Origin of the sequence: Nonomuraea sp. NPDC047897, from assembly GCF_043204415.1 — a bacterium.
Classification (GTDB): Bacteria; Actinomycetota; Actinomycetes; order Streptosporangiales; family Streptosporangiaceae; genus Nonomuraea.
Genome location: NZ_JBIDCC010000004.1, coordinates 254,562 through 276,087, shown reverse-complemented (window position 1 = coordinate 276,087; position 21,526 = coordinate 254,562). Strand labels below are relative to the sequence as shown.

Annotated in this window: 24 protein-coding genes; 9 read left to right on the top strand and 15 right to left on the bottom strand. The window is 66.7% G+C overall.

Translation table 11 applies throughout. The features are described from left to right. Positions 1 to 57: 57 nt before the first annotated feature. From ACGF0J_RS11240 to ACGF0J_RS11220, 5 genes are all read right to left on the bottom strand, one after another. A complete protein-coding gene (locus tag ACGF0J_RS11240; protein WP_393144441.1) occupies positions 58 to 375 on the bottom strand; it encodes a hypothetical protein in 318 nt (105 codons plus the stop codon). Further along, positions 372 to 782: a plasmid replication, integration and excision activator gene (locus ACGF0J_RS11235; RefSeq protein WP_393144439.1), complete on the bottom strand. Its 411-nt coding sequence runs from the start codon at positions 780 to 782 to the stop codon at positions 372 to 374. Before ACGF0J_RS11235 ends, ACGF0J_RS11240 begins: the two co-directional genes overlap by 4 nt. Positions 783 to 904: 122 nt before the next feature. Then, complete coding sequence (locus tag ACGF0J_RS11230) at positions 905 to 1,621, bottom strand: GntR family transcriptional regulator (RefSeq protein ID WP_393144437.1); 717 nt, start codon at positions 1,619 to 1,621, stop codon at positions 905 to 907. A 287-nt stretch (positions 1,622 to 1,908) separates the two neighbouring features. After that, positions 1,909 to 2,241, bottom strand: a complete 333-nt coding sequence (locus tag ACGF0J_RS11225; RefSeq protein WP_393144435.1) for a hypothetical protein — start codon at positions 2,239 to 2,241, stop codon at positions 1,909 to 1,911. Further along, positions 2,238 to 2,576, bottom strand: coding sequence for a hypothetical protein (locus ACGF0J_RS11220; RefSeq protein WP_393144433.1), 339 nt, complete (start codon positions 2,574 to 2,576; stop codon positions 2,238 to 2,240). The genes ACGF0J_RS11225 and ACGF0J_RS11220 overlap by 4 nt, the downstream gene beginning before the upstream one ends. A 200-nt stretch (positions 2,577 to 2,776) precedes the next feature. Between ACGF0J_RS11220 and ACGF0J_RS11215 the strand changes: the two genes are divergently transcribed. Further along, complete coding sequence (locus ACGF0J_RS11215; protein WP_393144431.1) at positions 2,777 to 4,000, top strand: XRE family transcriptional regulator; 1,224 nt, start codon at positions 2,777 to 2,779, stop codon at positions 3,998 to 4,000. Here the strand turns inward: ACGF0J_RS11215 and ACGF0J_RS11210 are convergent. The 4 genes from ACGF0J_RS11210 to ACGF0J_RS11195 all read right to left on the bottom strand — a co-directional run bounded on the left by ACGF0J_RS11210 (position 3,978) and on the right by ACGF0J_RS11195 (position 8,881). Beyond that, complete coding sequence (locus ACGF0J_RS11210; RefSeq protein WP_393144971.1) at positions 3,978 to 4,508, bottom strand: NUDIX hydrolase; 531 nt, start codon at positions 4,506 to 4,508, stop codon at positions 3,978 to 3,980. The genes ACGF0J_RS11215 and ACGF0J_RS11210 overlap by 23 nt on opposite strands. Before the next feature lie 224 nt (positions 4,509 to 4,732). Then, entirely contained in the window at positions 4,733 to 6,133 is a 1,401-nt protein-coding gene (locus ACGF0J_RS11205; RefSeq protein WP_393144429.1) for a hypothetical protein, read from the bottom strand. A 215-nt stretch (positions 6,134 to 6,348) separates the two neighbouring features. Then, positions 6,349 to 6,936: a hypothetical protein gene (locus tag ACGF0J_RS11200; RefSeq protein ID WP_393144427.1), complete on the bottom strand. Its 588-nt coding sequence runs from the start codon at positions 6,934 to 6,936 to the stop codon at positions 6,349 to 6,351. An 859-nt stretch (positions 6,937 to 7,795) separates the two neighbouring features. Further along, positions 7,796 to 8,881, bottom strand: a complete 1,086-nt coding sequence (locus ACGF0J_RS11195) for a hypothetical protein (protein ID WP_393144425.1) — start codon at positions 8,879 to 8,881, stop codon at positions 7,796 to 7,798. A 525-nt stretch (positions 8,882 to 9,406) separates the two neighbouring features. Between ACGF0J_RS11195 and ACGF0J_RS11190 the strand changes: the two genes are divergently transcribed. Then, on the top strand, positions 9,407 to 10,003 hold the full coding sequence (locus tag ACGF0J_RS11190; protein ID WP_393144423.1) for a hypothetical protein: 597 nt from the start codon (positions 9,407 to 9,409) through the stop codon (positions 10,001 to 10,003). 576 nt (positions 10,004 to 10,579) lie between these two features. On the opposite strand, the gene ACGF0J_RS11185 is transcribed toward ACGF0J_RS11190, so the two are convergent. Both ACGF0J_RS11185 and ACGF0J_RS11180 read right to left on the bottom strand, forming a co-directional pair. Continuing rightward, positions 10,580 to 11,278 (bottom strand): response regulator, encoded by a 699-nt coding sequence (locus ACGF0J_RS11185; protein ID WP_393144421.1) that lies wholly within the window; start codon positions 11,276 to 11,278, stop codon positions 10,580 to 10,582. Beyond that, positions 11,275 to 12,522, bottom strand: coding sequence for a sensor histidine kinase (locus ACGF0J_RS11180; RefSeq protein WP_393144419.1), 1,248 nt, complete (start codon positions 12,520 to 12,522; stop codon positions 11,275 to 11,277). Before ACGF0J_RS11180 ends, ACGF0J_RS11185 begins: the two co-directional genes overlap by 4 nt. A gap of 385 nt (positions 12,523 to 12,907) precedes the next feature. Here ACGF0J_RS11180 and ACGF0J_RS11175 point away from each other — a divergent pair, with 385 nt between their 5' ends. The 3 genes from ACGF0J_RS11175 to ACGF0J_RS11165 all read left to right on the top strand — a co-directional run bounded on the left by ACGF0J_RS11175 (position 12,908) and on the right by ACGF0J_RS11165 (position 15,345). After that, positions 12,908 to 13,480: a hypothetical protein gene (locus ACGF0J_RS11175; RefSeq protein WP_393144417.1), complete on the top strand. Its 573-nt coding sequence runs from the start codon at positions 12,908 to 12,910 to the stop codon at positions 13,478 to 13,480. A gap of 109 nt (positions 13,481 to 13,589) precedes the next feature. Beyond that, positions 13,590 to 13,862, top strand: a complete 273-nt coding sequence (locus tag ACGF0J_RS11170) for a hypothetical protein (protein ID WP_393144415.1) — start codon at positions 13,590 to 13,592, stop codon at positions 13,860 to 13,862. A gap of 136 nt (positions 13,863 to 13,998) precedes the next feature. After that, the gene (locus ACGF0J_RS11165) at positions 13,999 to 15,345 is read left to right on the top strand and encodes a helix-turn-helix domain-containing protein (RefSeq protein ID WP_393144413.1); all 1,347 of its coding nucleotides are present in this window, start codon (positions 13,999 to 14,001) and stop codon (positions 15,343 to 15,345) included. A gap of 198 nt (positions 15,346 to 15,543) precedes the next feature. On the opposite strand, the gene ACGF0J_RS11160 is transcribed toward ACGF0J_RS11165, so the two are convergent. Continuing rightward, positions 15,544 to 16,089: an SMI1/KNR4 family protein gene (locus ACGF0J_RS11160; RefSeq protein WP_393144411.1), complete on the bottom strand. Its 546-nt coding sequence runs from the start codon at positions 16,087 to 16,089 to the stop codon at positions 15,544 to 15,546. On the opposite strand from ACGF0J_RS11160, the gene ACGF0J_RS11155 reads away from it, so the two are divergent. Together ACGF0J_RS11155 and ACGF0J_RS11150 are read left to right on the top strand one after the other, a co-directional pair. Further along, positions 15,980 to 16,759, top strand: coding sequence for an NUDIX domain-containing protein (locus tag ACGF0J_RS11155; protein ID WP_393144409.1), 780 nt, complete (start codon positions 15,980 to 15,982; stop codon positions 16,757 to 16,759). The genes ACGF0J_RS11160 and ACGF0J_RS11155 overlap by 110 nt on opposite strands. A 224-nt stretch (positions 16,760 to 16,983) precedes the next feature. After that, entirely contained in the window at positions 16,984 to 17,499 is a 516-nt protein-coding gene (locus ACGF0J_RS11150) for a hypothetical protein (RefSeq protein WP_393144407.1), read from the top strand. 129 nt (positions 17,500 to 17,628) lie between these two features. On the opposite strand, the gene ACGF0J_RS11145 is transcribed toward ACGF0J_RS11150, so the two are convergent. Beyond that, positions 17,629 to 17,949, bottom strand: a complete 321-nt coding sequence (locus tag ACGF0J_RS11145) for a hypothetical protein (protein ID WP_393144405.1) — start codon at positions 17,947 to 17,949, stop codon at positions 17,629 to 17,631. A gap of 81 nt (positions 17,950 to 18,030) precedes the next feature. Between ACGF0J_RS11145 and ACGF0J_RS11140 the strand changes: the two genes are divergently transcribed. Further along, complete coding sequence (locus ACGF0J_RS11140; protein WP_393144403.1) at positions 18,031 to 18,642, top strand: hypothetical protein; 612 nt, start codon at positions 18,031 to 18,033, stop codon at positions 18,640 to 18,642. A 103-nt stretch (positions 18,643 to 18,745) separates the two neighbouring features. Then, positions 18,746 to 19,279, top strand: a complete 534-nt coding sequence (locus tag ACGF0J_RS11135; RefSeq protein WP_393144401.1) for a hypothetical protein — start codon at positions 18,746 to 18,748, stop codon at positions 19,277 to 19,279. Positions 19,280 to 19,399: 120 nt separating this feature from the next. On the opposite strand, the gene ACGF0J_RS11130 is transcribed toward ACGF0J_RS11135, so the two are convergent. Next, positions 19,400 to 20,380, bottom strand: a complete 981-nt coding sequence (locus ACGF0J_RS11130; protein ID WP_393144399.1) for a hypothetical protein — start codon at positions 20,378 to 20,380, stop codon at positions 19,400 to 19,402. 16 nt (positions 20,381 to 20,396) lie between these two features. Then, entirely contained in the window at positions 20,397 to 21,524 is a 1,128-nt protein-coding gene (locus ACGF0J_RS11125) for a hypothetical protein (RefSeq protein ID WP_393144397.1), read from the bottom strand. Positions 21,525 to 21,526 lie beyond the last annotated feature (2 nt).

Genomic DNA, 21,526 nt, shown 5'->3' with positions numbered 1-21,526 from the left:
GTGGGAGAACCGAGGGGCCGCCGGAAGTTGCCGCTTCCAGCGGCCCCGCCTTACGTGTCAGGCCGCCGTCTGGTCGGTGGCCTTGCCGGTGGCCGGCTGCTGGTTGTGCAGGCGCTCGCAGTCGGCCAGGTAGCGAGCGGCGGCGGCGTAGATGTCACGCGCGAGGGTCAGGTCGGCGTCGGTGACCGGCCCGCCGCCCGTGGTGGAGATGGAGACGTTCGCCTCCGGGGTGCTGAACGCCAGGTACGGGCGGCGCTCGTCGATCACGCGGGCGCGGACGTGCACCTCGTTGGTGTGGAAGGAGACCATGAGGCGCGACCGGTGGTCGGCGTGCGGCATCGACAGCGTGACGTAGGTGTACGGTTCGAGCCTCACGCCGCCGCCTCCTTGCCGGCCGGGGCCTGCTTGGCGCGCGGCGGGCGCATCCCCGTCGCCCGGAGCGAGTAGGCCAGGCGCCCGGTCTGGCCGACGTACGGCGTGACGGTCATCCCGACGAACTCGACGGGAGTGATCGGCAGGCCGGGCACGGCCGGCGGCAGTGGCGGTTCGGTCGAGGACAGGATCTTGACCGCGACCGTCTTCTGGGACGCCTTCACGGTCGGGTCGGCGTCCATGACGGGGACCTGCCAGACCGGCTCGCCGGTCGTCTTGTCCTTGGCGTAGACGGTTCGGCCGTTGGTGGAGGCGTCGAAGTCCTTGACCTGTTCGACCTGTCCCACCAGGTAGCAGCCGTGCGGGAAGACCTGGTCGAAGCTGATCGGGATGGGTCCCTGGATTGCCATGTGGTTCCTCTCAGTAGCGGCGGAGAGCTCTTCGTTCGCTCGTCCACTTGTCCGCATGAGTTGAGAGTAGGCTCTGACCACTCGTCCGCACAAGTGGTTGAGCCGGAGTGGCGCGGTAAGAGTTACCTGACCTTGTAGACATCCTCAAGTTCGTGCAGGCTGCCCGGCAGCGCCAGGGCCATGGCCAGCAGCACGGAACCAGCAGGGTCGTGCACGGTCGCCGTCACTGCGAGCACCGGGTTGGAGGAGCCCAACAACTCCGCTTCGTCCTTGGTGGGCTTACGAGCCGACAGCCGTTCCGTGATGCGGTCGAACCGCACATGCTTGACCGCCTGGAGATGCCGCCGGATCCCGCCGCGCAGCGGTTCGTCCTTCTCCAGGTCGGTGCCCACGGCGATCTCCAGCGGGATCCACACCGTCTCCACGGCCGAGACGACGTCCGCATGCCGCGCCACCCGCTTACGCATGATCACCGGCGTCCGCTCGGCGATGCCGAGCAGCTTCGCGACATGCCGAGGCGCCGCAACGCGCGCCACCTCAACGAGACTGTCTGCCGTCTCACCTTGCTCAGCGGCGGTCAAGCCGGGCCGCACCGTCTCGGAGTCACTGTCCGGCCGGCCTTTCACGAACGACCCGCGCCCGTGCTCCCGCTCGATCCATCCCTGCATGGCCAGCGTCTGAAGCGCGCGTACCACGGTGGTACGCCCAACCCCGAGCTCGCGCACGAGCTGCGTCTCGGACGGCAGCATGTCGCCGGGCGCGTACTCGCCCGACTCGATACGCTCCTGAATAGCCCTCATGACCTGGGCATATTTCGGCGGGGCGAAGTCCATGCTCATGTTGGCCGTCCGTTCACTCTTGCGCTTGTCCGCATAAGCACAGTACCGGCTGAGCCAAGACTTGTCAGGCCAGGATTATGAGTCCATCCGGCGCGCCAGCAGGCGAGCGCACTCCTGGCAGGAACTCGACAACGTGGGCACGAACGGCATATGCCAGTCAAAGATCAGCACGAGCCGGATCTCCTCGCCGCACATCGCCTTTGACGCCCCGAGCACGACCGCATGTTGCACGCGCGGGTATTGACGCCGCACATTCCCCACGCCGCAGACCACCCGAAGCCGGACCATTATTCGGCCTCGTCCACGAGATCGGAGATCATCGGCGATAGCGGGTGCGCCTTTCGAAGATCCGCATAGTGCATAGAGATACGGCGAGCGGCTCGTACCGGATCAATCGCCGGATGCCACGCATAGATCACGCGGCGACGCTCCGCGTTCCAGCCGGTTCGCCACCAGAAGCACTGGCCGTCGCACCACACCACGAGGCCGACCCAAACCGACACGAGCGCCAGGCCGTGTCCGTGGTGGATATCGGCCGTGACGCCGTTCCGCTCCAGAGCCTGCCGAAGCAGTTCGGCGGAATGACGCGGATCGATCGTGATCAGAGCCGGGGCGCTCATTCGGCCACCCGCTCGAACCGCACCGAGCCGGCCGGGTCGAGGTACGCCCGGAAGACCTCGCGACGCGACGCCTCGTCCGCCACCGCCCCGAGACCGTAGACGCTGAGGGTGATCCGCCCACGGACCGGCGCCCCCGCCGGCATGCCCCGCATCGCCTTACGCAGCTCGTCCATAGCCGTGGCCTGGAACGGACTCGACCCGCACGCCGCCAGCTCGTCAGCGGCGCCGGCCCCGACGCGCACCTCCCAATCGAACACCTCGCCCGCCGGAGGAGCCAGCTCGGCGCTGTCGCAGTGATCGCACTCAGCCTGAGCGGAGGAGACCACGCCCAGCATGGACGCCGCCACATTCCCGCGCCGAGTGACGATCTTCCATCCCCGTCCATCGCACTCTGTGCACCTGACTGGAGTTGTCATGCGCCAGAGCATGAACGGCCAGACCGTTTATACATATCCCACGGTGATATGCAGCGGTGGCATATAGAGTGCGCGGCACAGCAATGCACCACCTCGGAGCCGACTTCCGGAGGTTTCGCATGCGCCCGAGCGCTTTCGACCCGATCGAGATACCAGACGTCATCTGGGATCGCGACGAAAGCCGGGAAATCCTGAAGAAACGCGACGTCGCCGGACTATTCCGACTCGCGGTCAAATACGCCGGAGCCAGCCAGAATCGCATCGCAACGGCAACCGGCCTCTCGCAACCACGCGTCAACAAGATCCTCAACGGCGCCGCCGGCCCCATTCAAGAACTGGCCGTCTTCGAACGCATCGCCATCGGCCTCGACCTGCCCGACCACGCCCGCATGCTGCTCGGCCTCGCCCCACTCGACACCGCGTCCCCCACGGGCGATGTGGACGACGAGCATCAGGAGCAGACCGACGAACTCACCGCTCGACTGGACGCCGCCGCAGCCATAGACGACACCATGGTCATGATCCTGCGGACCGACACCAACAACCTGCGCCTCCAGGACCGCCGACTCGGCAGCGTCGCCATCGCCGACAAGATGCGCGCCCAGATGGCCCAGATCGAACGAGCCCACCGCCACGCCGTACGGCCACGCATCCGCGCACAGCTCGCCCACCTACTTGCCGAAACAGCATCACTCGCCGGCTGGCAGGCCATCAACACCGTCGCCCTCAACGACGCATGGAACCACTACGAACGCGCCAAGGCCGCCGCCCGCGAAGCCGACGACCCTGCCGTCCTCGCCTACGTCGCCGGCGAACAGGCGTATGTCCTCATGGACCTGGGCCGCCCCGCCGAAGCCGCGGAACTCCTCCAGTACATCCACACCACCCACCGCGACCGCGTCCCCGCTCGTCTCAGGACATGGCTTGCCTCTGCCGAAGCAGAAGCCGCAGCCGTACTCGGCGACGAGGCCGCCTGCCGTCGAGCACTCGACCAGGCCGCCGCCGTGTTGCCGGAAGGCGACGCCGACCCGGACATGCCCTACCTGTCCATCAACGTCCACCACTTCGCCCGCTGGCGCGGAAGCTGCCTCCTCCGCTTCGGCGACCCCAGCACCGTCGAAGACCTCCGCTCCGCACTTGCCGGAATGGACGGCACCTACAACCGCGCCGAAGCAGGCGTCCGCTGCGACCTCGGACACGCCCTCCTCGCGGCCGGCGAACCGGACGCCGCCCAACCCCACATCCACCGCGCCAAGCAGCTCGCCACCATGACCGGCTCACGCCGCCAACGGCGCCGCATTGAGGAACTGTCGAGAGCGGTCAACCGCGCCCTTGGCCGTTGAGCCGCTGCTGAGCCTGAAGCAACCCGATCAACGTGCCCGACGTCCAGATGTCACCACGGGCAATCATGCCGGGGATCTCCCCCATGGGAACCCACTCGATCCGGTCGGCCTCCACCTCGCCCTCCGGCTTGCCGACCAGCTCGGCCCCGCGGCAAAGGAACAGGAGGTGCTCGGAGTCGACCATGCCGGCCATCGGCTGATAGCTCACCAGGTGCTCGATCTGCTTGGGCCGGTACCCGGTCTCCTCTTCGACCTCGCGGACTGCCGTAGTCATGGGATCCTCGCCGGCCTCGATCAGGCCACCGGGCAGCTCCCAGCCCCAGCGATCGAACACGAAGCGATGCCGCCACATCAGTAGCACCCGATCCTGCTCGTCCACGACGACGGCGATGGCGGCCCGGTCCAGGTGCACCACATGATGCTCGAACCGCTCCCCGCCAGGGATCTCCACATCGGCCATACCCAACCGGACCCACCGGTTGTCGTAGATCAGCCGTTCCCCGTGCACCACCCAGCGCGTCAGCTCAGCGTCATCAGCCACACCGCGAAGCTACCGGCCTACATCCCGGCCGTACAGCCACTTCCCAGTGACAGCGGAGATCGTTGCCGAATAGTCCTTATGAAGATCAAGCGGCGGCGCGGCCCTGCGCTCGGCCGCACGCTGCGCGTGCGGCCTGGGGGCCGTTCTCGCGCACGGCCGTGCTCGGGCCGCATCTCATTGATCACAGAAAGCTATGGCTGCCAAGGCGCACGTCCGGGACGAGCGATTTTGTCGGGGCTGAAGAGAGCAGCGGTCCACCACAAGCTCGCGACGTTACACACCAGCTGAATATTCGGCTCGTTCTCCGAAACGAGGCGGAGTGCAGCGAGCCGAGCATCTCTAGGGCGTCTGCCCTGACCGCCAACGCCGTGAACAAGATGCCTCAACTCCTGGACGTGCCGGGCAGCTTCCTCCAACGTTTGACCCGGGAACCCAGATACTAACTGCGCCTCGTAGTTACCAATAATTCCAGCGGCCCAGGATCTGTGCGCTGGTATATCGAGTTCCGGCAAAACGTGATCACGTATACGGGCGGGTGACAGTAGTTCCCAGAGCGGAACTCCTCCCTGAGTACCTCCTTCCCAAATTCCTTGTAAGGTGCCAAGCGCACGGAAGGCCGACCAGATAGCCTCAGGCTTTCCCCATTCAGAGCCCATACTATTGATGGCATCGATACCGAACCGCATATTCGCCCACGCAATGGTTTGCTCGTCGCAGTCCAGCAATCCATTAGTTAGAAATTCGGTCGGGTCCGTGAACTTAGACAAGAGGCGATTAGCGCCAGACACCGAACGCTCCAGTATGGCGGCGGCGTGCCCTGGAGGGAATGTTTTGATGCCGGTCTTGTAAATCCCTTTGCCACGGCCCGAAAGAGAGGGACGTCCCATGCCAACGGGCCACCCGCCCATAGACGGCGTTCGCACATATCCGCTCCCGTGCGGCAATACAGCCACTTCAGAACCAATCCGAGTCATCAGGACAGCGGCCAATGGTTGAAATCTTGCCGTCAGCGGGGCGCACAGCAAGGAACCTTGAGCTGCCTCTAGGAGGCCAGTTACCAACATGTTGTCGCGACGAGCACTGCCTAGAGGCATCTGCGCGGCTGGTATCTCGTTGATGAGATGACCTATGATGCGCCAAACAAATTGGCGCAACATGAATGCCCTGGTTGCCCCCAGGCGGTAAAAACGAAACTTTGGCTGCGCCTCACATAGATCACGAACCGCTTTAGCAGGATTCCCCTCCTGAAGAAAGGCTATTTGCAGGGACATCCAATAATCAATATTTTGTATATTGAATCCGGGAACCTTTGCTGCCTCCTCGATCGCATATTGGAGGCCTGGGCCAGGAAAGGTATCTTTCTTGAGTTTGCGATCGATATCCGCCCTAAGGGCGCCAGCAGAGTTTTGCAGGGGAGTTGCGTAGACAAGGGGTCCTGGATCGCGTGAACATGTCAGCACATGGCTGCCACGAATTCGAAACTGGAAGCCCGCATCTGCTAGCAGACTTCTCATCTCGGCTTGCAGACGGCCTTGTACGGCACGCCATGCCGAAGGGGTGACTTGCGGAGGTAGGGGCGCCCACTTGCTCACGTCCATAGTGTTGCATACCGTTGACCCTGAGTGCCGGAGTTATCCTCCGGAGGGGCATCCGGTGACTGCAGGATGATCGTAGATACCGAACCATCCTCAGTCAATGGCGAGGGCGATAGCCAGTCCTGAGCTTCGTGTCTCACTCGTGACGGGTCGTGGGTTGCACGGCCCTTCAGCGATTGTCGTGCGGATTTTGCGACCCTGAAGGAACTCCACTAATGCTCGGGCAGGCGACGTGTTGCTCGTATAAAGCTATCGAGTACGTTGCTGTCCAAAGCGTTTGCTAGAACTCTGGCAGCGTTTTCCAGCTGAGAAAAGTGCATAGGATCCCAAGCGGAAAGCCGCCTTGTGGCCCTATCGAGGGTTGAGACAACATCCGGATCGAGAGCGTGTCGCCCTTGAGTATAGACCTCGGTGAGCTCGTCGATAAGGCTGCGAAGGGCCATTGCAGCTCCTTGATCCGATTTTTCGAGCCGCGTGAGTGCTGCTATAAGTTTTTCGTCGCGGGCCTTCATTCCGTCTGCAACTATTTTCCTCAAGCCGCTAGGAGTCACTTCTCGAAGGCGCTTTAGTGCTTCGCTGGGGCTTGCCTCGCGCTGCGCCTTCCATCTATGAAGTTTCTCAACCGAGTAGTCTTGTGGTCGCTCTTTATCTATCCGAAGGTGGTGTGGTTCACAGAGCATGATTAGGTTACGGATGTCTCTGCGCTGATCGTCGGTCATATCCGAGTCATACCTCGGGCCATTCGGATATGCGGCCCTAATATGGCTTATAAAACCGATCACGTAGTACTTTCCATCCATTTCGCGCAGAATGGGTTCGGGGCACCCAGGGTAGTAGCACAAGCCACCGCTAAGGTGGGCTAGCGCAGATTTGGTTCCTTGGGTGTAGTCACGAGGACCCGGCATGTGCTCCTCCTATATCGGCTGACGAAAGCGTAAGCGCGACAGCCGGCGGAGTCCTCGTCCAGGTAATAGGAACCTGACTGGTATGCCACATCATTCAGTCGCCGAGGCTGGTTCACATATCGGCCAAACAGGCTTGAATCATCCAAACACACCCAATCTCTGTGCCTGGCCCCTGCAGGCCGGCCCCGGCAGTCTTGCCCCTTGGAACGGGGTCCTCACCAAGGATGCCTCCGGCGGGGGCCTCAGGCTCCGAGACGATCTCGACAAGCCCAACGCAGTCAGTGGCTGAGGCGGGCCGGCTCTTCCCGTCGCCGTCGCCCCAGGACAAGCCGAGCAGACCAAGGGCTGGAGGCGAAGGTCGTTCTTCCAGCGGGGAGCTCCACCTTCACCTCCAGCCCTTGGCCCGCTCCCCTGACGGGTGGGACGACGGCGACGGGAAGATCCGGCGGGAGGGGTGCGTGCGTCCGCACGGCGAACAACCCGTGATCATCGTGCCAGATGCCACGGGAACACAGGGGGAATCGCGGGCACACACGGGCGATCAACGAGAGAGTCCCCTCACCGCGTTCCGCTGGTGAAGGGCTTCTTTCTGCTGGTGTGGCACCGTTCGTTTGCCCCTATAAGCAGCTAAGACGGAGACGGAGACCGATTGCGCCCCTGGTGGAAATCCCAGGGTGTCTACGGAACCGCCTAGCGGTGTAATGACGAATGCGGAAGATCGCTCCCAGAATCAGGGAGCTAATCACCCAATTCTCTACTGATCGTCATAGCGGTGAGTCACCATGAACGTCGTACCGTCGAGCGCCTCCCCGAGGGGAGTTACCGCCCAATCAGCCAGTTGCTGGGCTCGCCCCTGGCTAAGATTCAGCACTTCTATGAGTTCGGAGGCGGTAGGTGGGGTTGCTCGAACACAGCGAAGGACTGGCTCTCCGGTTGCGGAACTGTCCTCGTCCTCTGGGTCATCAGGCATCCATTGCGCGATCTCCAACTGCCACGCGTCATCATTATCGCTGGGCATAGGAGCCAGGATGCTGAGGAAGTAACGGTCTGGTTCGTCTCCTGGCTCATACTCAATGAACAGTGAGCTGTCGATGATCAGGTTCGCCTCCCCGTTGTTGCATCGAGCACAGGCGTCGTAGAGAAGTCGTAGATCATCGACTGCCTGTCCAAGGCGCTTGAGGGAAGCGCCGTGTTCGAGGCGGTCCAAGCGGGAGCGTTCGCCTTCCAGGCAGTAGGGATCGCCAAAGTAGACGTTCCCGCGCTGGCTATCGAAAGTGACGAACGGATTGTCGAACTCGCACATGCGCGCGTCTTCCGTCTCCTCGGGGTCGAGGTCCTCTGAAGCCCTGATCAGCGCGTACCCCTCCGTTTCGATCTCGGCTTTAACTGCCGTCCGTACGGGTGCGGGCACCGAAGACATCGCAGCGTCAAGATCGATCAGCGCCTGGTGAAGCAGCAGCTTCACGTACTCGTACCAGAGGCTGTGGGCGCCCTTCAGTAAATTCTCTCGCGCGCCCTGGTCGACGAGCGCGGCAAGGTGGTCGGCAGGGTAGCGCGCCACACGCGCTCCGCGCTCGTCCCACACAGCGATAGGGACGGTGGCATAGGCGGAGATCCTGTTGAGTGCACTCACCAGAGGTATAGCAAGCGCAGTGTTCTCCACGCTCGTCACCGTCACCGACTGGATGCCGGCCGGCGCACGATAGGTGGCCAGGATCTGCACCTTTCCGCGATTCGCGTGCTGAGAGTAGATAGTCATAGGGATGCGTCCTTTCAGCCGAAAGGACGCATCGGGTCCGATCGACTCGAGGAGAAGAGGATGCGGCGCCTGGTCGCGCATGACAAACCAGCACCATCAAGGATGTCGGCGGTGGCTCAGACCCAATTCCGCGCTCCATGCCTGCCCTAAAGATACGCCGCCTTGACTGCCAGGACAACCTGGCTGAGTAACCTGGCCCCACGACGACGAAGCCGTGACATCCGCGAGGCTCAGTGCTAGCACCGTGGTTTGGATCGTGCATAGCGACAGTGGCGCCTTTCATCACCCGGCAGCCAAATCCGTCTGTGGCTGGGCATCGGCCTGCGGCCGGCCCCGGATGCCAGCGGTCACCAGCCGCATGAGCGGCATGGCTCAGCACGTTGTACCCATGTGGGGAGGCGTGGCGCCTACCGAAGATCGTCCCAGTATCGCCGTGCCCGTCGCGTGCCCGATGAGGCGGGAAAGGAGGAGAGACAGCTTGCTCTTGGGCCAAGCAGCCTCACCCAAAAAGCTCATAATGAGACATGCAATGATTGTGTACGTCCGATCGGGAGCCTAACTACAGGAGATCATGATCCGGATGGCCAGAGGGGGCACAGCTTAACTATGGAGCTCCAGGACTCTCCACTCCTGAAGGCCGCCCATCTTTGTCTCGCCGGCGCCTCCGGTGAAGAGGCCGCCATCAGCGCAACTCGTGTCATGGAGTACGTGAAAGGCGGCGACTGGGAGACGGCTCTTCTCCTACTGGAGGATCTCGGAGATGCGCATCCACAGTCGCCCGAGTTCTGGGAGCTCCTGGCTGACGCCGCCCGCCTGCTGTGGCTCAAGGAGGATGCCCACTGGTATGCGTGGCGGGGCAGCGAGGCCCGCGTCGGCGCCTTCCGGGCTGGACTTCACCTTCTGCCAGCCGAGGACGGAGGCCGTTCGATGCCACTACTCCCTCGCGGAAGGCTTGAATTTCTCTGGGACATCGGCCATCGCACGTCTGAAGGCGCCCTCTCTGTTAGCTTTGCCTTCCTCTGGATCGAAAGGCGTGATCCCTTGCAGACGGGTGGAAGCGCTCCGGTGAGACTGCTTCCTCTGACCCCCGAGCACTGGAGGCATCTACAGCCCGGCGATTCGATCACGATGCATGAGGCACGGCCACCCGTCGGCACTGCACTGATCACCGAGGTCATTCCGCCGGTGGCGCCTTCCACCTAGTTGCAGTTCTAGTTGCAATCCAGCATCGTCCCGTGCCGTTCCAGGCAGGCCAGCCGTGCTTATTGGTCCACGTCGAACTGAGCGGGACGGGCGACATCCGAGCTGCTAATGCGGTTTGGTGGCAACACCATCCGGGGTTCAAATCCCCGATCCTCCGCCAGGCTGGAAGGCCCTTCCCCGTAGTAGGGGGAAGGGCCTTTTTGATGTCCGAGGACTGCGAGTTGCAGTTCGGGTTGCAGTTGCGTGCCAGACGGAGCCCCAGAGCGCCGAGTCCAGGCGGTCGCTGGCGTCCCCATCCGAAGGGTGGCGACGTGCGTGTACCGCTAGGTGGTGGTCACGCGCGTGTGGCCGAGGATCTCCTGGACGATCGACTGCGGATCCCTCGTCGACCTGGTCGACAGCGTCGCGGACCTGGACCACGTACTGCGCCGGCGATACCGCCGCGGACACCATCAATGGCAGTGCCTCCGGCTCCGGGATGACCGCGCGGGACGGAGGACCGTAGGTGGTTGAGGTGGAAGCCTGATCATCCCTCCCACCATCCACCCGGGACAGTTCCGCTGCCTCCCGGGGCGCTCACAGGAGCCGGTGATTATTGGCGTAGACGGCGGCCTGGGTCCGGTCGCGCAGGCCCAGCCGGCCGAGGATCCGCGAGATGTGGTTCTTCACCGTGCCCTCGCTGAGGTACATGCGCGCCGCGATCTCCCTGTTGGTCGATCCGGCCGCGATGAGCCTCAGTACCTCGATCTCGCGGGGCGTCAGGACCGACGCCGGTGACGGCCCGGCGTCGCGGCCGGGTTCCGGCTCGGACCGCAGGGCGGCGGCCAGGCGCAGGGTGACCGAGGAGTCGAGCTGGGCGACGCCGGCGGACGCCAGCCGCACGGCCTCGGCGAGCCGGGCGGCGGGGAGGTTCTTCAGCAGGTAGCCGGCCGCGCCAGATCGCAGCGCCTCGACGACGTACTCGTCGTTGTCGAAGGTCGTCAGCATCACCACACGGCAGGCGGGGGCCCGGCGGCGCAGGACCGACACCGCCTCGACGCCGCTCATCCGCGGCATGCGGACGTCCATGAGGACCACGTCCGGCTCCAGCGAGAGCGCGGCCTCCACGGCCTCCTGGCCGTCCGCGGCCGTGCCTACGACGATGATGCCGGGCTGGATGCCGAGCAGCGAGGCGATGCCCTCGCGGACCAGTTCCTGGTCGTCGACGACCAGCACCCGCACGTGCTGCTCGCCGGGTCCGACCGGGCCGGTGGGATCCGCGGGGGAGAGCGTCATCGTCCCACCGCCGACCGGCGCGGCACGGTCACGGTGACGGTGGTGCCGCGCCCCGCCTCGCTCGTGACGACGACGGCTCCGCCGGCGAGACGCACTCGCTCCCGCATTCCGCGCAGGCCGACCCCCCCGTTCCTCCCAGGGGCCGGGGGAAGGCCCGTGCCGTCGTCCGTCACAACGAGCCGTGCCTCCACGTCCCCGCAGCTCGCCGAGACCGTGACCCGGCCGGCGGCGGCATGCCTGAGCGCGTTGGTCAGCGCCTCCTGCGCGACACGGTACAGCGCCCTCAGTACTGCGGCGTCGTAGCCCGACTCGTCGCCGGCCGTCTCCAGGGTCACGCGCGGGCGAGCGCCGTCCAGGCGCCGTACGAGCTCGGCGAGCGCCTCCCACAGGCGGAACGGGCCCGCCTCCCCACGCAGCGCGCGCACCGAGTGACGGACCTCCTCCAGGGCCCGCGCGGCCGACGTCCGCGCGTCGGCCAGCGCGCGCTCGGCGGTGGGCCTGTCGCGGTCGAGGAACGCCTCCGCCTTCTCCATCTGCACCGCGGCGGCGGTGAGGTGATGCCCCAGACTGTCGTGGATCTCGCGCGCCACCCGGTTGCGCTCCTCGGCCGCCGTGAGCTCGGCGACGCGCTCGGCGTACCTGCTGAGCCGCGTGTGGGACTCCTCCACCTCGCCCAGCGCGTGCTCCAGCCGCGTACGCGACTCCTGCTCGCCGACGGCCACGGCGGCCATGGAGACGGCGAGGACCAGGCCCAGGACGAACATGAGCAGGTCGGAGACGTAGGCCGCGTTCACGTGCCAGCCGGGGGCCGCGATCGAGAACCACGCGACCAGCAGGCCCAGGCATACGGCGGCCAGCGCGACCGCGACCCGGCGGCCGAAGGCGAAGTACGCGGTGAACGGGAGCAGGACGAACAGCACCCGGGACAGGCCGGCCGGGTCGGCGGCCGTGACCACGAGGAACAGGGCCAGCCGGACTCCCGCCAGGGCGGCGGCGGGGCCCTTGGGCGTCCACAGGCGGTAGCGCCGCCGCTCCAGCACGTCCAGGCCGGACAGCGCCGCCAGGCCGGCGACGAAGACGGCCACTCCGGAGGGTGGTGGAGGGACGGCGCCGACGGCGTGGTAGTACAGCCCGCCCGCCAGCACCGCGGCGTAGAGCAACGGCGCGACCCAGGGCACCGGACGCCCGGACGCGCGTGACGGGGGACCGCCGGCCGGGACGAGCGCGGTCGGTGACGGAGCCATCCCAAACCCTCCCTACCGGTGCGGCGGCGCGCCGCCTCCTGGCCGCACGTTCGCCACGGCCGTGCTGCCATCGTCGGGGACCGGCTCGCGCGACCTTGACGAGGGGAACCGGAGCCGCTCCCGCACGGCGGCGGGTCCCCGTCCGTCCGGCAGGAGCGTCCGCCGTCAGGCTACGCCCCGCTTCCCCCCGGGGGCGATCGTCGCGGGCCGGTTCTGGCCGGACGGCACATGCCGACCGGCACGGTCCGCTCCGGATCCGGCGGCTTCGCCTGGTGTACGCGTCGTGACCTCCGGACGCAAGCCGGGACGACCGGCATCTGCACCCGCCCGGCCCTGGGCTCCTACGGTCGTCACGTCTGCTGCCGACGGCAAGGAGCCGCTACCGATGATGTCCATCCGGCTGTCGCGCTTCGGCGCGATCTGCGCGATCCTGTTGGGCCTGTCGATCGGGGTCCCGGGACTGGTCGAGGCGTTCACCGGCGAGACCGCCGTGACAAGCTTCGTCCTCGGAATCGGCACCGCGCTGGGAACACCGGCGGTGACGGTCCTCTACCTTCACCACGCTGCGGCCGGCGGGCGCTTCGGGCTCGTCGCGTACGCGGTGAACGTCATCGGGCTCAGCCTGTTCGCCGGTGTCGCGTTCACCCTGAACCTCGTGCTGTTCTACCTGGAGCCCGCGATCGTGCAGCGGGTGCTCCAGGGGCCGACCAGGGTGGCGTTCCTCGCCGCGACCGCGGTGTTCGTGGCCGGCACGGTGTTGTTCGCCGTCTCGATGGCGCGCTCGCGGATCTTTCCCCGGCTCGCCGTGTACGGGTACGGTGTGGCGCTGCCGCTGCTGGCGCTGCTCGCCTCGCTGCCCGACACCCCACTCACCAGCGCCGTCCACGTGGTGGCGGGCGCGTCGCTGATCTGGCTCGCGCTGCCGGTCGCGGAAATGCGATGGCCCCAGGACGCCTGAACGGGGCGATTACAGGCGATCGGCTGCTCTACTGCTGGCGCTCCATGTGACTGCCCAGCGGCGGGTGCAAGACGGGCCGGAGGCACGTCGGATCCCCTACGCTGCAGCCGTGGCTTCCCGCGAATCTCCGCTTCACGAGGCTGCCCGGCTCTGTCTGCCAGGTATCCATCCTGAGGAGAGCACCGTCAGCGATGCCCAGGTTCTGGAGTGCCTGGGAGACGAGGATTGGGAGACGGACTTCGTCCTTCTCGAGGAACTCGGCGATGCTCGCCCGCAGCCGCCCGAGTTCTGGGGCCTTCTGGCCCGCGCCGCGCGGCTGGTCTGGCTCCGTGAGGATGCCGACTGGTACGAGTGGCGACATAGCCAAGCGGTGAGGTCATGACCCAACCCGGGTGCGATCTTCGACCGCCGGGTTTACGCTCCGGAGCGTCCGCCTACACCGAATCGTGGCCCGGTCGAGGGTGGGCCGCCCAGGGGTCTGCTGTTGCCGCAACACGCCAGCAACACGAGGAGCCGCGATGGATCACGGCACGTCAGCGCGCATGTTCGGTCTCGTGCTCGCCCACCTGCGCCACGCTGCGGGACTGAGTCAGCGGGAGCTGGGCAAACGAGCCCACTACGACTACACCCGCATCTCACGCTGCGAGAACGGCGAGGTCCTGCCGCCGCTCGAACAGGCCGAAGCGCTCGGCCGGGCACTGGGCGTCGGCGGTCTGCTCGCCGAGTTACGCCGTACCGCCACCACCGGCCAGGCCCTGCCGGTGGTGGCGAAAGTCCCTGGCAGCGATGACGGCGAAGCGGTCATGCTGGACATGCTCACCACCGACGGAAGGAGCGTCCGCGTGATCCTCTCCAGGCGCCAGTTCGCGCAGTTGCTGGCTGGCGGAGCGCTCAGCTCGATCCTGCCCGGCATCGGCGATGCCGATCACTACGAGCGCGTCACCCAGGCGATCGGCCAGCCCGGCCGGGTCGACGACCAGGTGCTCGGCTACTTCCGCCGCGTCCTGGCCGAGCACTACACCGCCGACAAGATGCTCGGCCCTCGCGGACTGCTGCGCCCGGTGCTCGCGCAGGTTCAGGTCCTCGACGAGCTGCGCCGCGGCTCCACGGCAGCCTACGCCGACCCGCTGCTCCAGGTCTTGTCCCAGTACGCCGAGATGGCCGGCTGGCTGCACCAGGACCTCGGCCAACTGGATTCGGCGATGGCGTGGACGCGGCGCGCTGCGGAGTGGGCGCAGTGCGCCGGCGACGCGCAGATGGCTGCCTACATGCTGGTGCGCCAGTCCAACATCGCCATGCTCGCCGACGACTACACGGGCGTCGTCCAGCTGGCCGCCGCCGCCCGCCGCAACCCGGCCGGGCTGGAGTCGAAGCTCACCGCGCTGGCCGCCCAGCAGCAGGCGCGCGGCCTGGCCATGCTCGGCGAGCACGACGAATGCTTCGCCCTCCTCGACGAGGCAGCCGAGACGCTGCGCGGCCACCCGCACGTCACCCACCCAGCTGTGCCCGTCTACCTGCACCACTACGACCTCGACATGCTGCGGGAGCAGTCCGCCGTCTGCTACCGGGCCGCGGGCCGCCCGGGCGCGGCGGCGGCCATCTTGGAAGACCAGATCGGCAAGCTGCCTACCGGCGTGGCACGGGATCGCGGCCACCTGACGGCCAAGCTCGCCGTCGCGGTGGCCCAAGCAGAACAGGACCCGGCCCGCGCCGCGCATCTCGGCCACGAGGCGCTCACCGTGGCCTCGCAAACCGGGTCTGCACGGATCCGGCGGGAACTGAGCTGCCTGGACGCAGAGCTGCGGCAGCGGTGGCCGGGCCACGCCGACGCGGTTGCCTTCCACGACGCTCTCACCGCTGTCTGACCGCTGTCCAGCCGTCCGGTGGCGCGGGCTCTGCGCCGACAGACGATGGTGGAGCTGGCCGGCCCGCACGGCGGCGTCGTCACCGTCGAGATCGACGAGGACCTGGCCGAGCGTGCGACCGCGGGTGGCCAGGAGGGCGACCTGTCCGTGGAGGAGGTTGAGCGACATCCACTTTCAATCCGCCGCTTCGAGGTGTGGTCACCTTCCCTCTGCCAGCCGCTGCCGGGCCTGCTCCCACGGCCGCATCTCGCCGTCTTCGTCGGCGTCTTCCTCGTACCAGCCCGTTCCCGACAGCCAGGTCTCCAGCCAATCAGTCAGACGCTCCGCGTCGACGTACCACGCGCGATGCCAGTCGCCGCTGACCCCGTTCGGCTCGAAGAGCAGTACGGTGCCCTCGGGCCTGCGGCAGTCCACTGCGGCGTACATGCCGCACCCCCAGTCCAGGATGGGCAGCACGTCCGCCGGCCAGTGCGCGTCACCGCCGGACTCCGAGCCGTTCCGCTCCTCCTGGTAGTCGCTCATGGCGGTACGTCCTTCACCCCGCAGCGGCAGGAGCTGGTGGTCGGGCCCGAAACCGCCGTTGGCCACCTCGCGGTAGAGCCGCACGAGCACGGGAGGAAGCCGGAAGCCCAAGATGCGCTCCACCTGCGCCACCTCCTCCGCCGTCGCGGGGGGAGGCAGGTGCTCCATGGTCACGCTCGCCTTGGCGGACACCCGTCGAAGGAGATCGTCGATGTCTGTCACGGCGATGATCCTGCCATCTGCTCACGACAGAAAGGCGATATCGCTGCGGCCGTTCCTGGCTGCAGTTCTAGTTGCAATCCAGTGCCGTCTTATAAGGCCCTCGCCCCGGTCACGGGGAGAGGGCCTTCGATCTTTTCGTAGCCCTTTTCACGTCACACGACCGGGATTTGATACCACGCACTTCCAGGGCCGCGATAAGGTCCCTCCTCCCACCACCGCGCAGGAGGCCGTCCATGCCCGAGAAGACCGTGCGCGACAAAGTCGTCTGCTACATCGTCCGAGACGGATACCTCCTCGTCTCCGGCACCTGGACTACAGCTACGAGGAAGTCGGCATTCAGGTGCCCGCGGGCACCGTCCAGGCTGGAGAAGACCCCGCCTGCGCAGCCGTCCGAGAAGCGCGCGAGGAAACCGGGCTCAGCGCATTGACCGTCATTCGCAAGCTCGGCGTCGCCGACTACGACATCACCCCCTACCGGCCGGAGGTCCAACGTCGGCACTTCTTCCGTCTTGAGCTCCATCAAGCGACGCCCGAACGATGGACAAGCCAAGAGAATCACCACGGAAACGCTGAGCCCATCCGATTCGAGTGTTTCTGGATACCCCTCGCCCACGGCCACGTCCTGCAATCCGGTCAAGGTGCGCTCCTCGCACGCCTCCTCGACGGATAGTCACCTCCGGCCGGATCGCGCCCGCTGCCCGGGGTGATCGGCCGGGAGGTGAGCCGGTCCTTGCCTGGGGAGAGTGCGTGTGCCATACGCGGAGCACCGGTGATCGCGCCAGATCCGTGCGGCGTGGTCGCCTCAAGCGCCCGTCATGTCAGTCGCATGCCCTAGCGTGTCCACCTGCCCAAAAGACGGCCATATCGCCATGAATCTCGGACAGGAGCGCTTACGTGGGTGTCTGCTATGAGTACTACCGCGCCGCGGACCGTGCTGCGGCGACCGTCCAACCTGAGCATTCCCGCGAGATCGCCGATGCCACGCGCGGAGTTCCGGAGTTCGATGTGGTGGTGACCAAATGGATCGACCCCGAAGTGGCCCTGGGACAGCTCGTCGCGTTCGCCGGCCAAGTCGACTATTCCCTGGGGCTGGTCGAGACGGTGGTGCTCTATCCACCTCCAGAGGGTGCGCCACGAAGTGACGAAGAGTGGGATGCCCTGCCCGAAGACTCCCCATACCTGGAAGGGCCCTGCATCATGGAACTGCCGGTGAAGGCTCGTGACATGCTCGCCGGTGTGGACGACGCCCGCCTGCCGATGCTGGCGGAGCGGTGGGCCGCCATCGAGGAGTTCTCCCGCTTCACCTTTGATGACGACGGGTACATGCTGTCACTCACTCAGGAGTTTGTCGGTCTGGCACGTCGGGCGAGAGAAGACGATCAGCTGCTCTACTGCTGGTGCTCCCTGTGACTGCCCGGCGGCAAGTCGGCCGCCCGAGGTCCGGGGAGACGGCGTTCGCCCGGACCGAAGCGTTCATGGGCCGTCGGTACTCGCGCCGGTCCTCGTCGTGGCCGCGTGCTGCGCCTCGTGCCCGTCGGTCTACGGAATTCCGGCAAGCAGGCGGATCGACCCACCGCAGGCGAGCACGGCGACGGTGAGCAGCAGGAACTGCAGGGCCAGCCGCTTGCCGAACCGGCCCCACCGGCCAACGGCACACGCGGCAACTGCCACCGCCGCGATCAGGGGAACCAGCGTCGACACCGCCCACAGGACGAGCCACGCCACCTCCTGCCGGCCGCGAACGCTGTCGTCGACTCCGACCTGCGCACCGGCGACGAAGCCGAGAAACGCGGCGACCAGCAGCCCGAGCGCGCCCACCGCCCCCACCACAACCAGCGCGACGCGCTGACGAGGGAGCATCAGGAGGACCAGCAGAAGATGGCGTCGTCCATGGACAGACAGTGTGGCCCCGCTGCACCGAGATCGACAATCCGCGGGCGGGTGAAGGCGTTCGTCGCGCTGTGCGCCGTCTACGTCGTGACGGCGGCGCCCGCATTCCTGCCGGGCGGGTGGCGGGTGATCGTGCAGCCGGCTGCGCACGATCGGGTGGAGGTCTACTACCAGCCCGCGTCCGCCGATCTGCTCAGGTCGTCCGAGGGCATCGGGCCGTTCCTCCGCGCGTGGGAAGCCGCGCAGCGGCGAGCCGAAACCCATCCGCATGATCTCGCGCCGCCTTACGTCCTGCACAAGCCTTACCGGCTCGTCGCCCCTTACGTCACCGCCCGAGGGCGCGCGCTGGCGGCTTCGCCGATCTCCGGAACGCACTGGTCGGGCCGGCGACACGTCTCGTACCGGATCGTGCCCCGGGTACGGCCCGCGGAGAACAGCCACGCCGAGCTGAAGGCGCTGATGGAGGAGGAGCCGGGCCCCATCGCCGAACCGGCGGTATCGGCCATGGGCATCCGCCCGGAGCTCAACCGGGTCGTCCTCCGGGCCGACACCTTCGACCAGGAGTTGCGCCGCAGGCTGGCCACGAGATACGGCAGGCTCGTCACTCTCGAATGGGACCCCGCCGGCTACACCATCCGTACGATCGACTTGAGACGGCGATGATCATCTGTTGGTGATCGCGGCCTCTTCTGTTCCCCCGCGCAGGGGAGACGGCTCGCTCCTGGAGGGGAGCCGGTCCGGTCCGGGACTCAGCATGATCGTGTCCATGGACACCGCCGCGTCTCCCGTCGCTCCTGCCGTGCCCGCGCCTCGCTGGGCGCGGTGGGTGGCGCACCTCATCACGCTCGCCGTCCTGCCCTCCTGTCTGTGGCGGCTCGGCATGGCCATGGGGTTCCCTCTCGGCTACACCACGGAGGGTTTCGCCGTCATCCGGCCGCCGGGGGTGTGGGGGCCGCTCTGGCTGGTGCTGCTCAGCGTGGCCACCGAGGGGGCCGCGCTGCTCTCGTTCGTACTGGTGGGGAGGTGGGGTGAGGTCGTCCCTCGGTGGATCCCGCTCGTCGGCGGCAGCCGCGTGCCCCGGTTCGCCGTCCTGGTGCCCGCCTGGGTGGGGGTCGTGGTGCTCGCGGGGCTCTGGACCCCGTTCGTCTTCTGGTGGCGGTTTCCCGATCCCGGCATGACGGAAGCCGGGCACATGATGGTCGGCTTTCTCTACCTGCCCCTGGTCGTCTGGGCCCCGCTCCTCGCCGCCCTGGTGTTGTCGTACCAGCGCCGCACTGCGCGGGGTGGGGCGCGGGTCTGACGGCGCGGGTGTCGCGGGTCGCGCTTCCGGACCATGCCGGCCATCGGTACGGCCACGATCTGTTACCCGCGCTGGTGGGGCCGGGGACCTACGGCGAGCCGGGAGGGCGGGGCCTGTCGGTCATGTCACGAAGGCCAGGTGCGGGAGCTGGCGCCGGACGACGTCGATGTCCGGCCTGAACTGCGACGGGGTGAACGGGGATCCGGGGGCGGTGACCAGGGCGACGAACTGCGGCTCGTCCAGGTCGAGCAGGCCGTCGCGGCTGCCGCCCAGGGTTCGGAGATACCACGGGAGGACCTGTTCGCGCAGCCAGGTCGAGCGGCAGACCCGCTCGTTGTTGATGGGGAAGATGGTGGGCCGGGTGAAGGTCTCCTTGACGGTGCGTGCGACGTCGTAGACGGCGGTGTGGCCGTGTTCGGTCCTGCGCGGCTCGTGCCGGGCGAGGAACCTGTCGACCAGTTGGTGGAACAGGCCGTTGAAGCCGTACTGGAACGCCTGGACGTCCGGGTCCGGTGACCGGTGGAAGTGCTCGGCCAGCGCCCGGCACTCGCGTGACCACGGCTCGGCCTGCAGCGAGAAGCCCAGCACGGCGTCGACGGGCGGCGGGACGAGGCGGGGGTGGACGTTGAGCCCGGTCACGGCCATGAGGAGGTCTTCGACGATCCCCGTCAGCGCGTCGGCGAGGAGGACCACCTCGCCCTCCGGCGTGAGGCCGTGCGGGTCCTTGCGGTGCAGGCGTTCGAGGTCGACGATGTCGCGCGACGCCACGTCCAGGCCCTTGAAGTAGGCGGAGACGTTTGCCGCCTGGTCGAAGTTGCCTCGTTCGCTGTTGTGCGCGAACGGCCATCGGTTGAGGTCGTGGATCCAGGCCAGCCGGCCGGCCCGGTCGGGGTCGACGCCGTAGGAGTCCTTGGCCAGCAGCGCGGTCACCGACGCCACCCGCTGCACGTGCCACAGCCGGGCGAACACCGCGGCGCGCGGGTCGCATTCCGCGCCGTAGGTGGTGGCGAAACCGGTGATGTGCCGCAATCTGGATATTCGCCGGTGCAGGCCGCCGTGCAGGTCGAGGGGAATCTCGGTCCCGTCAAGGTCGGTTTTCATCGCGTTTTACTTCCCTTCACCAGGGACCGGGCCAGGCCTTCTGGGGAATGACCGAGCGAAAGGACACTGAATGATAGCCGTTGGCGGCGTGCAGGATCGTGTTGTAATCGAACTCGGACACGTCGGCGTCTACATGAAACCTTCCCGTTTCTCCGTCATACGCAACCAGCCCGGGGTCGAGTTCAAGGAATTCGCACAGCCGGGAGTGCCAGGGGGAAGGGTCGGGGGTCGTGCCCGGGCGGCCGCATCTGCCGCGTTGCCGGGCGGGGCACGAACACGGCAGGCATCGGCTCTGGCGCATGCCGGAACGCCAGGTGCCCAGATATTCCCTGACTTTTCGGTTGAGCGCTATCGCACATGAACTATGTCGATATAGCGGATATTGCAGGCCTCTGGCGATCGTGGCGACCTGCCGCCACGCGGCGCGGTCGAAGGACTCCCCCAGCCCGTCGGCTTCCTCGCTGCGGGAGGGGACGAGGGCGGCCAGCCGGGGATCGTCCGCCGGCACGCCCGGGCCGTTCTTGAGCCCGACGACGACGGAACAGCTCATGCCCGACTCCTTCAGGCGGCTCACGACCAGCTCCTTGTCCTGGAGGGTGACCGCGAGCTCGCGCACGAACGGGCGCCAGAAGTGCACCGCCGCCTGCTTCCCCGCGGCCGTGACGGCGCCGGCGTTGCGCAGCGTCGTCTCGAAGTCCGCCACGCGACCGGACTCCAGCGCCATGCCCGCGTCCCTGGCGAACGACTGGCTGAAGAACCAGATGATGGGCCAGTCGAAGGAGTCGAGAATCCGGACGAGTTCTTCCGGCACGCCGCCCTTGGTGATGAGCACAATGGGGCGGATATTCGGCAGGACGTCGATGACGTGCTCGACATAAACCGCCAACGCCATTCTGTTGCGAGGGGTCATGAGCATGTCGGTGTAGTTTCTGATGCACAGCGGGGTCCCGTCCGTACGGGGCTCGACGAGGACGGCCCGCCGGCCGAAAAGATAATCCCGCAGCGTCTTCGCCGCCTGTTTGGGCGACGCCCTTTCCTGCGGCCGGGTTCCGCGCAGGCCCAGGGTGCCCAGATAGCAGTACGCGCAACTGGCCGGGCAGCCGATGACGGGGTCGAGGCTGATCCAGGTGTCGTGCTCCGCCACCA

Bases quoted from the DNA above. Each gene is read 5' to 3' on its own strand.
- ACGF0J_RS11235 (WP_393144439.1), bottom strand. From the start codon at position 782: ATGGCAATCCAGGGACCCATCCCGATCAGCTTCGACCAGGTCTTCCCG.
- ACGF0J_RS11230 (WP_393144437.1), bottom strand. From the start codon at position 1,621: ATGAGCATGGACTTCGCCCCGCCGAAATATGCCCAGGTCATGAGGGCT.
- ACGF0J_RS11225 (WP_393144435.1), bottom strand. From the start codon at position 2,241: ATGAGCGCCCCGGCTCTGATCACGATCGATCCGCGTCATTCCGCCGAA.
- ACGF0J_RS11220 (WP_393144433.1), bottom strand. From the start codon at position 2,576: ATGCTGGGCGTGGTCTCCTCCGCTCAGGCTGAGTGCGATCACTGCGAC.
- ACGF0J_RS11215 (WP_393144431.1), top strand. From the start codon at position 2,777: ATGCGCCCGAGCGCTTTCGACCCGATCGAGATACCAGACGTCATCTGG.
- ACGF0J_RS11200 (WP_393144427.1), bottom strand. From the start codon at position 6,936: ATGGATGGAAAGTACTACGTGATCGGTTTTATAAGCCATATTAGGGCC.
- ACGF0J_RS11195 (WP_393144425.1), bottom strand. From the start codon at position 8,881: ATGCGCGACCAGGCGCCGCATCCTCTTCTCCTCGAGTCGATCGGACCC.
- ACGF0J_RS11190 (WP_393144423.1), top strand. From the start codon at position 9,407: ATGGAGCTCCAGGACTCTCCACTCCTGAAGGCCGCCCATCTTTGTCTC.
- ACGF0J_RS11185 (WP_393144421.1), bottom strand. From the start codon at position 11,278: ATGACGCTCTCCCCCGCGGATCCCACCGGCCCGGTCGGACCCGGCGAG.
- ACGF0J_RS11180 (WP_393144419.1), bottom strand. From the start codon at position 12,522: ATGGCTCCGTCACCGACCGCGCTCGTCCCGGCCGGCGGTCCCCCGTCA.
- ACGF0J_RS11175 (WP_393144417.1), top strand. From the start codon at position 12,908: ATGATGTCCATCCGGCTGTCGCGCTTCGGCGCGATCTGCGCGATCCTG.
- ACGF0J_RS11165 (WP_393144413.1), top strand. From the start codon at position 13,999: ATGGATCACGGCACGTCAGCGCGCATGTTCGGTCTCGTGCTCGCCCAC.
- ACGF0J_RS11155 (WP_393144409.1), top strand. From the start codon at position 15,980: ATGCGCTCCACCTGCGCCACCTCCTCCGCCGTCGCGGGGGGAGGCAGG.
- ACGF0J_RS11145 (WP_393144405.1), bottom strand. From the start codon at position 17,949: ATGCTCCCTCGTCAGCGCGTCGCGCTGGTTGTGGTGGGGGCGGTGGGC.
- ACGF0J_RS11135 (WP_393144401.1), top strand. From the start codon at position 18,746: ATGGACACCGCCGCGTCTCCCGTCGCTCCTGCCGTGCCCGCGCCTCGC.
- ACGF0J_RS11130 (WP_393144399.1), bottom strand. From the start codon at position 20,380: ATGAAAACCGACCTTGACGGGACCGAGATTCCCCTCGACCTGCACGGC.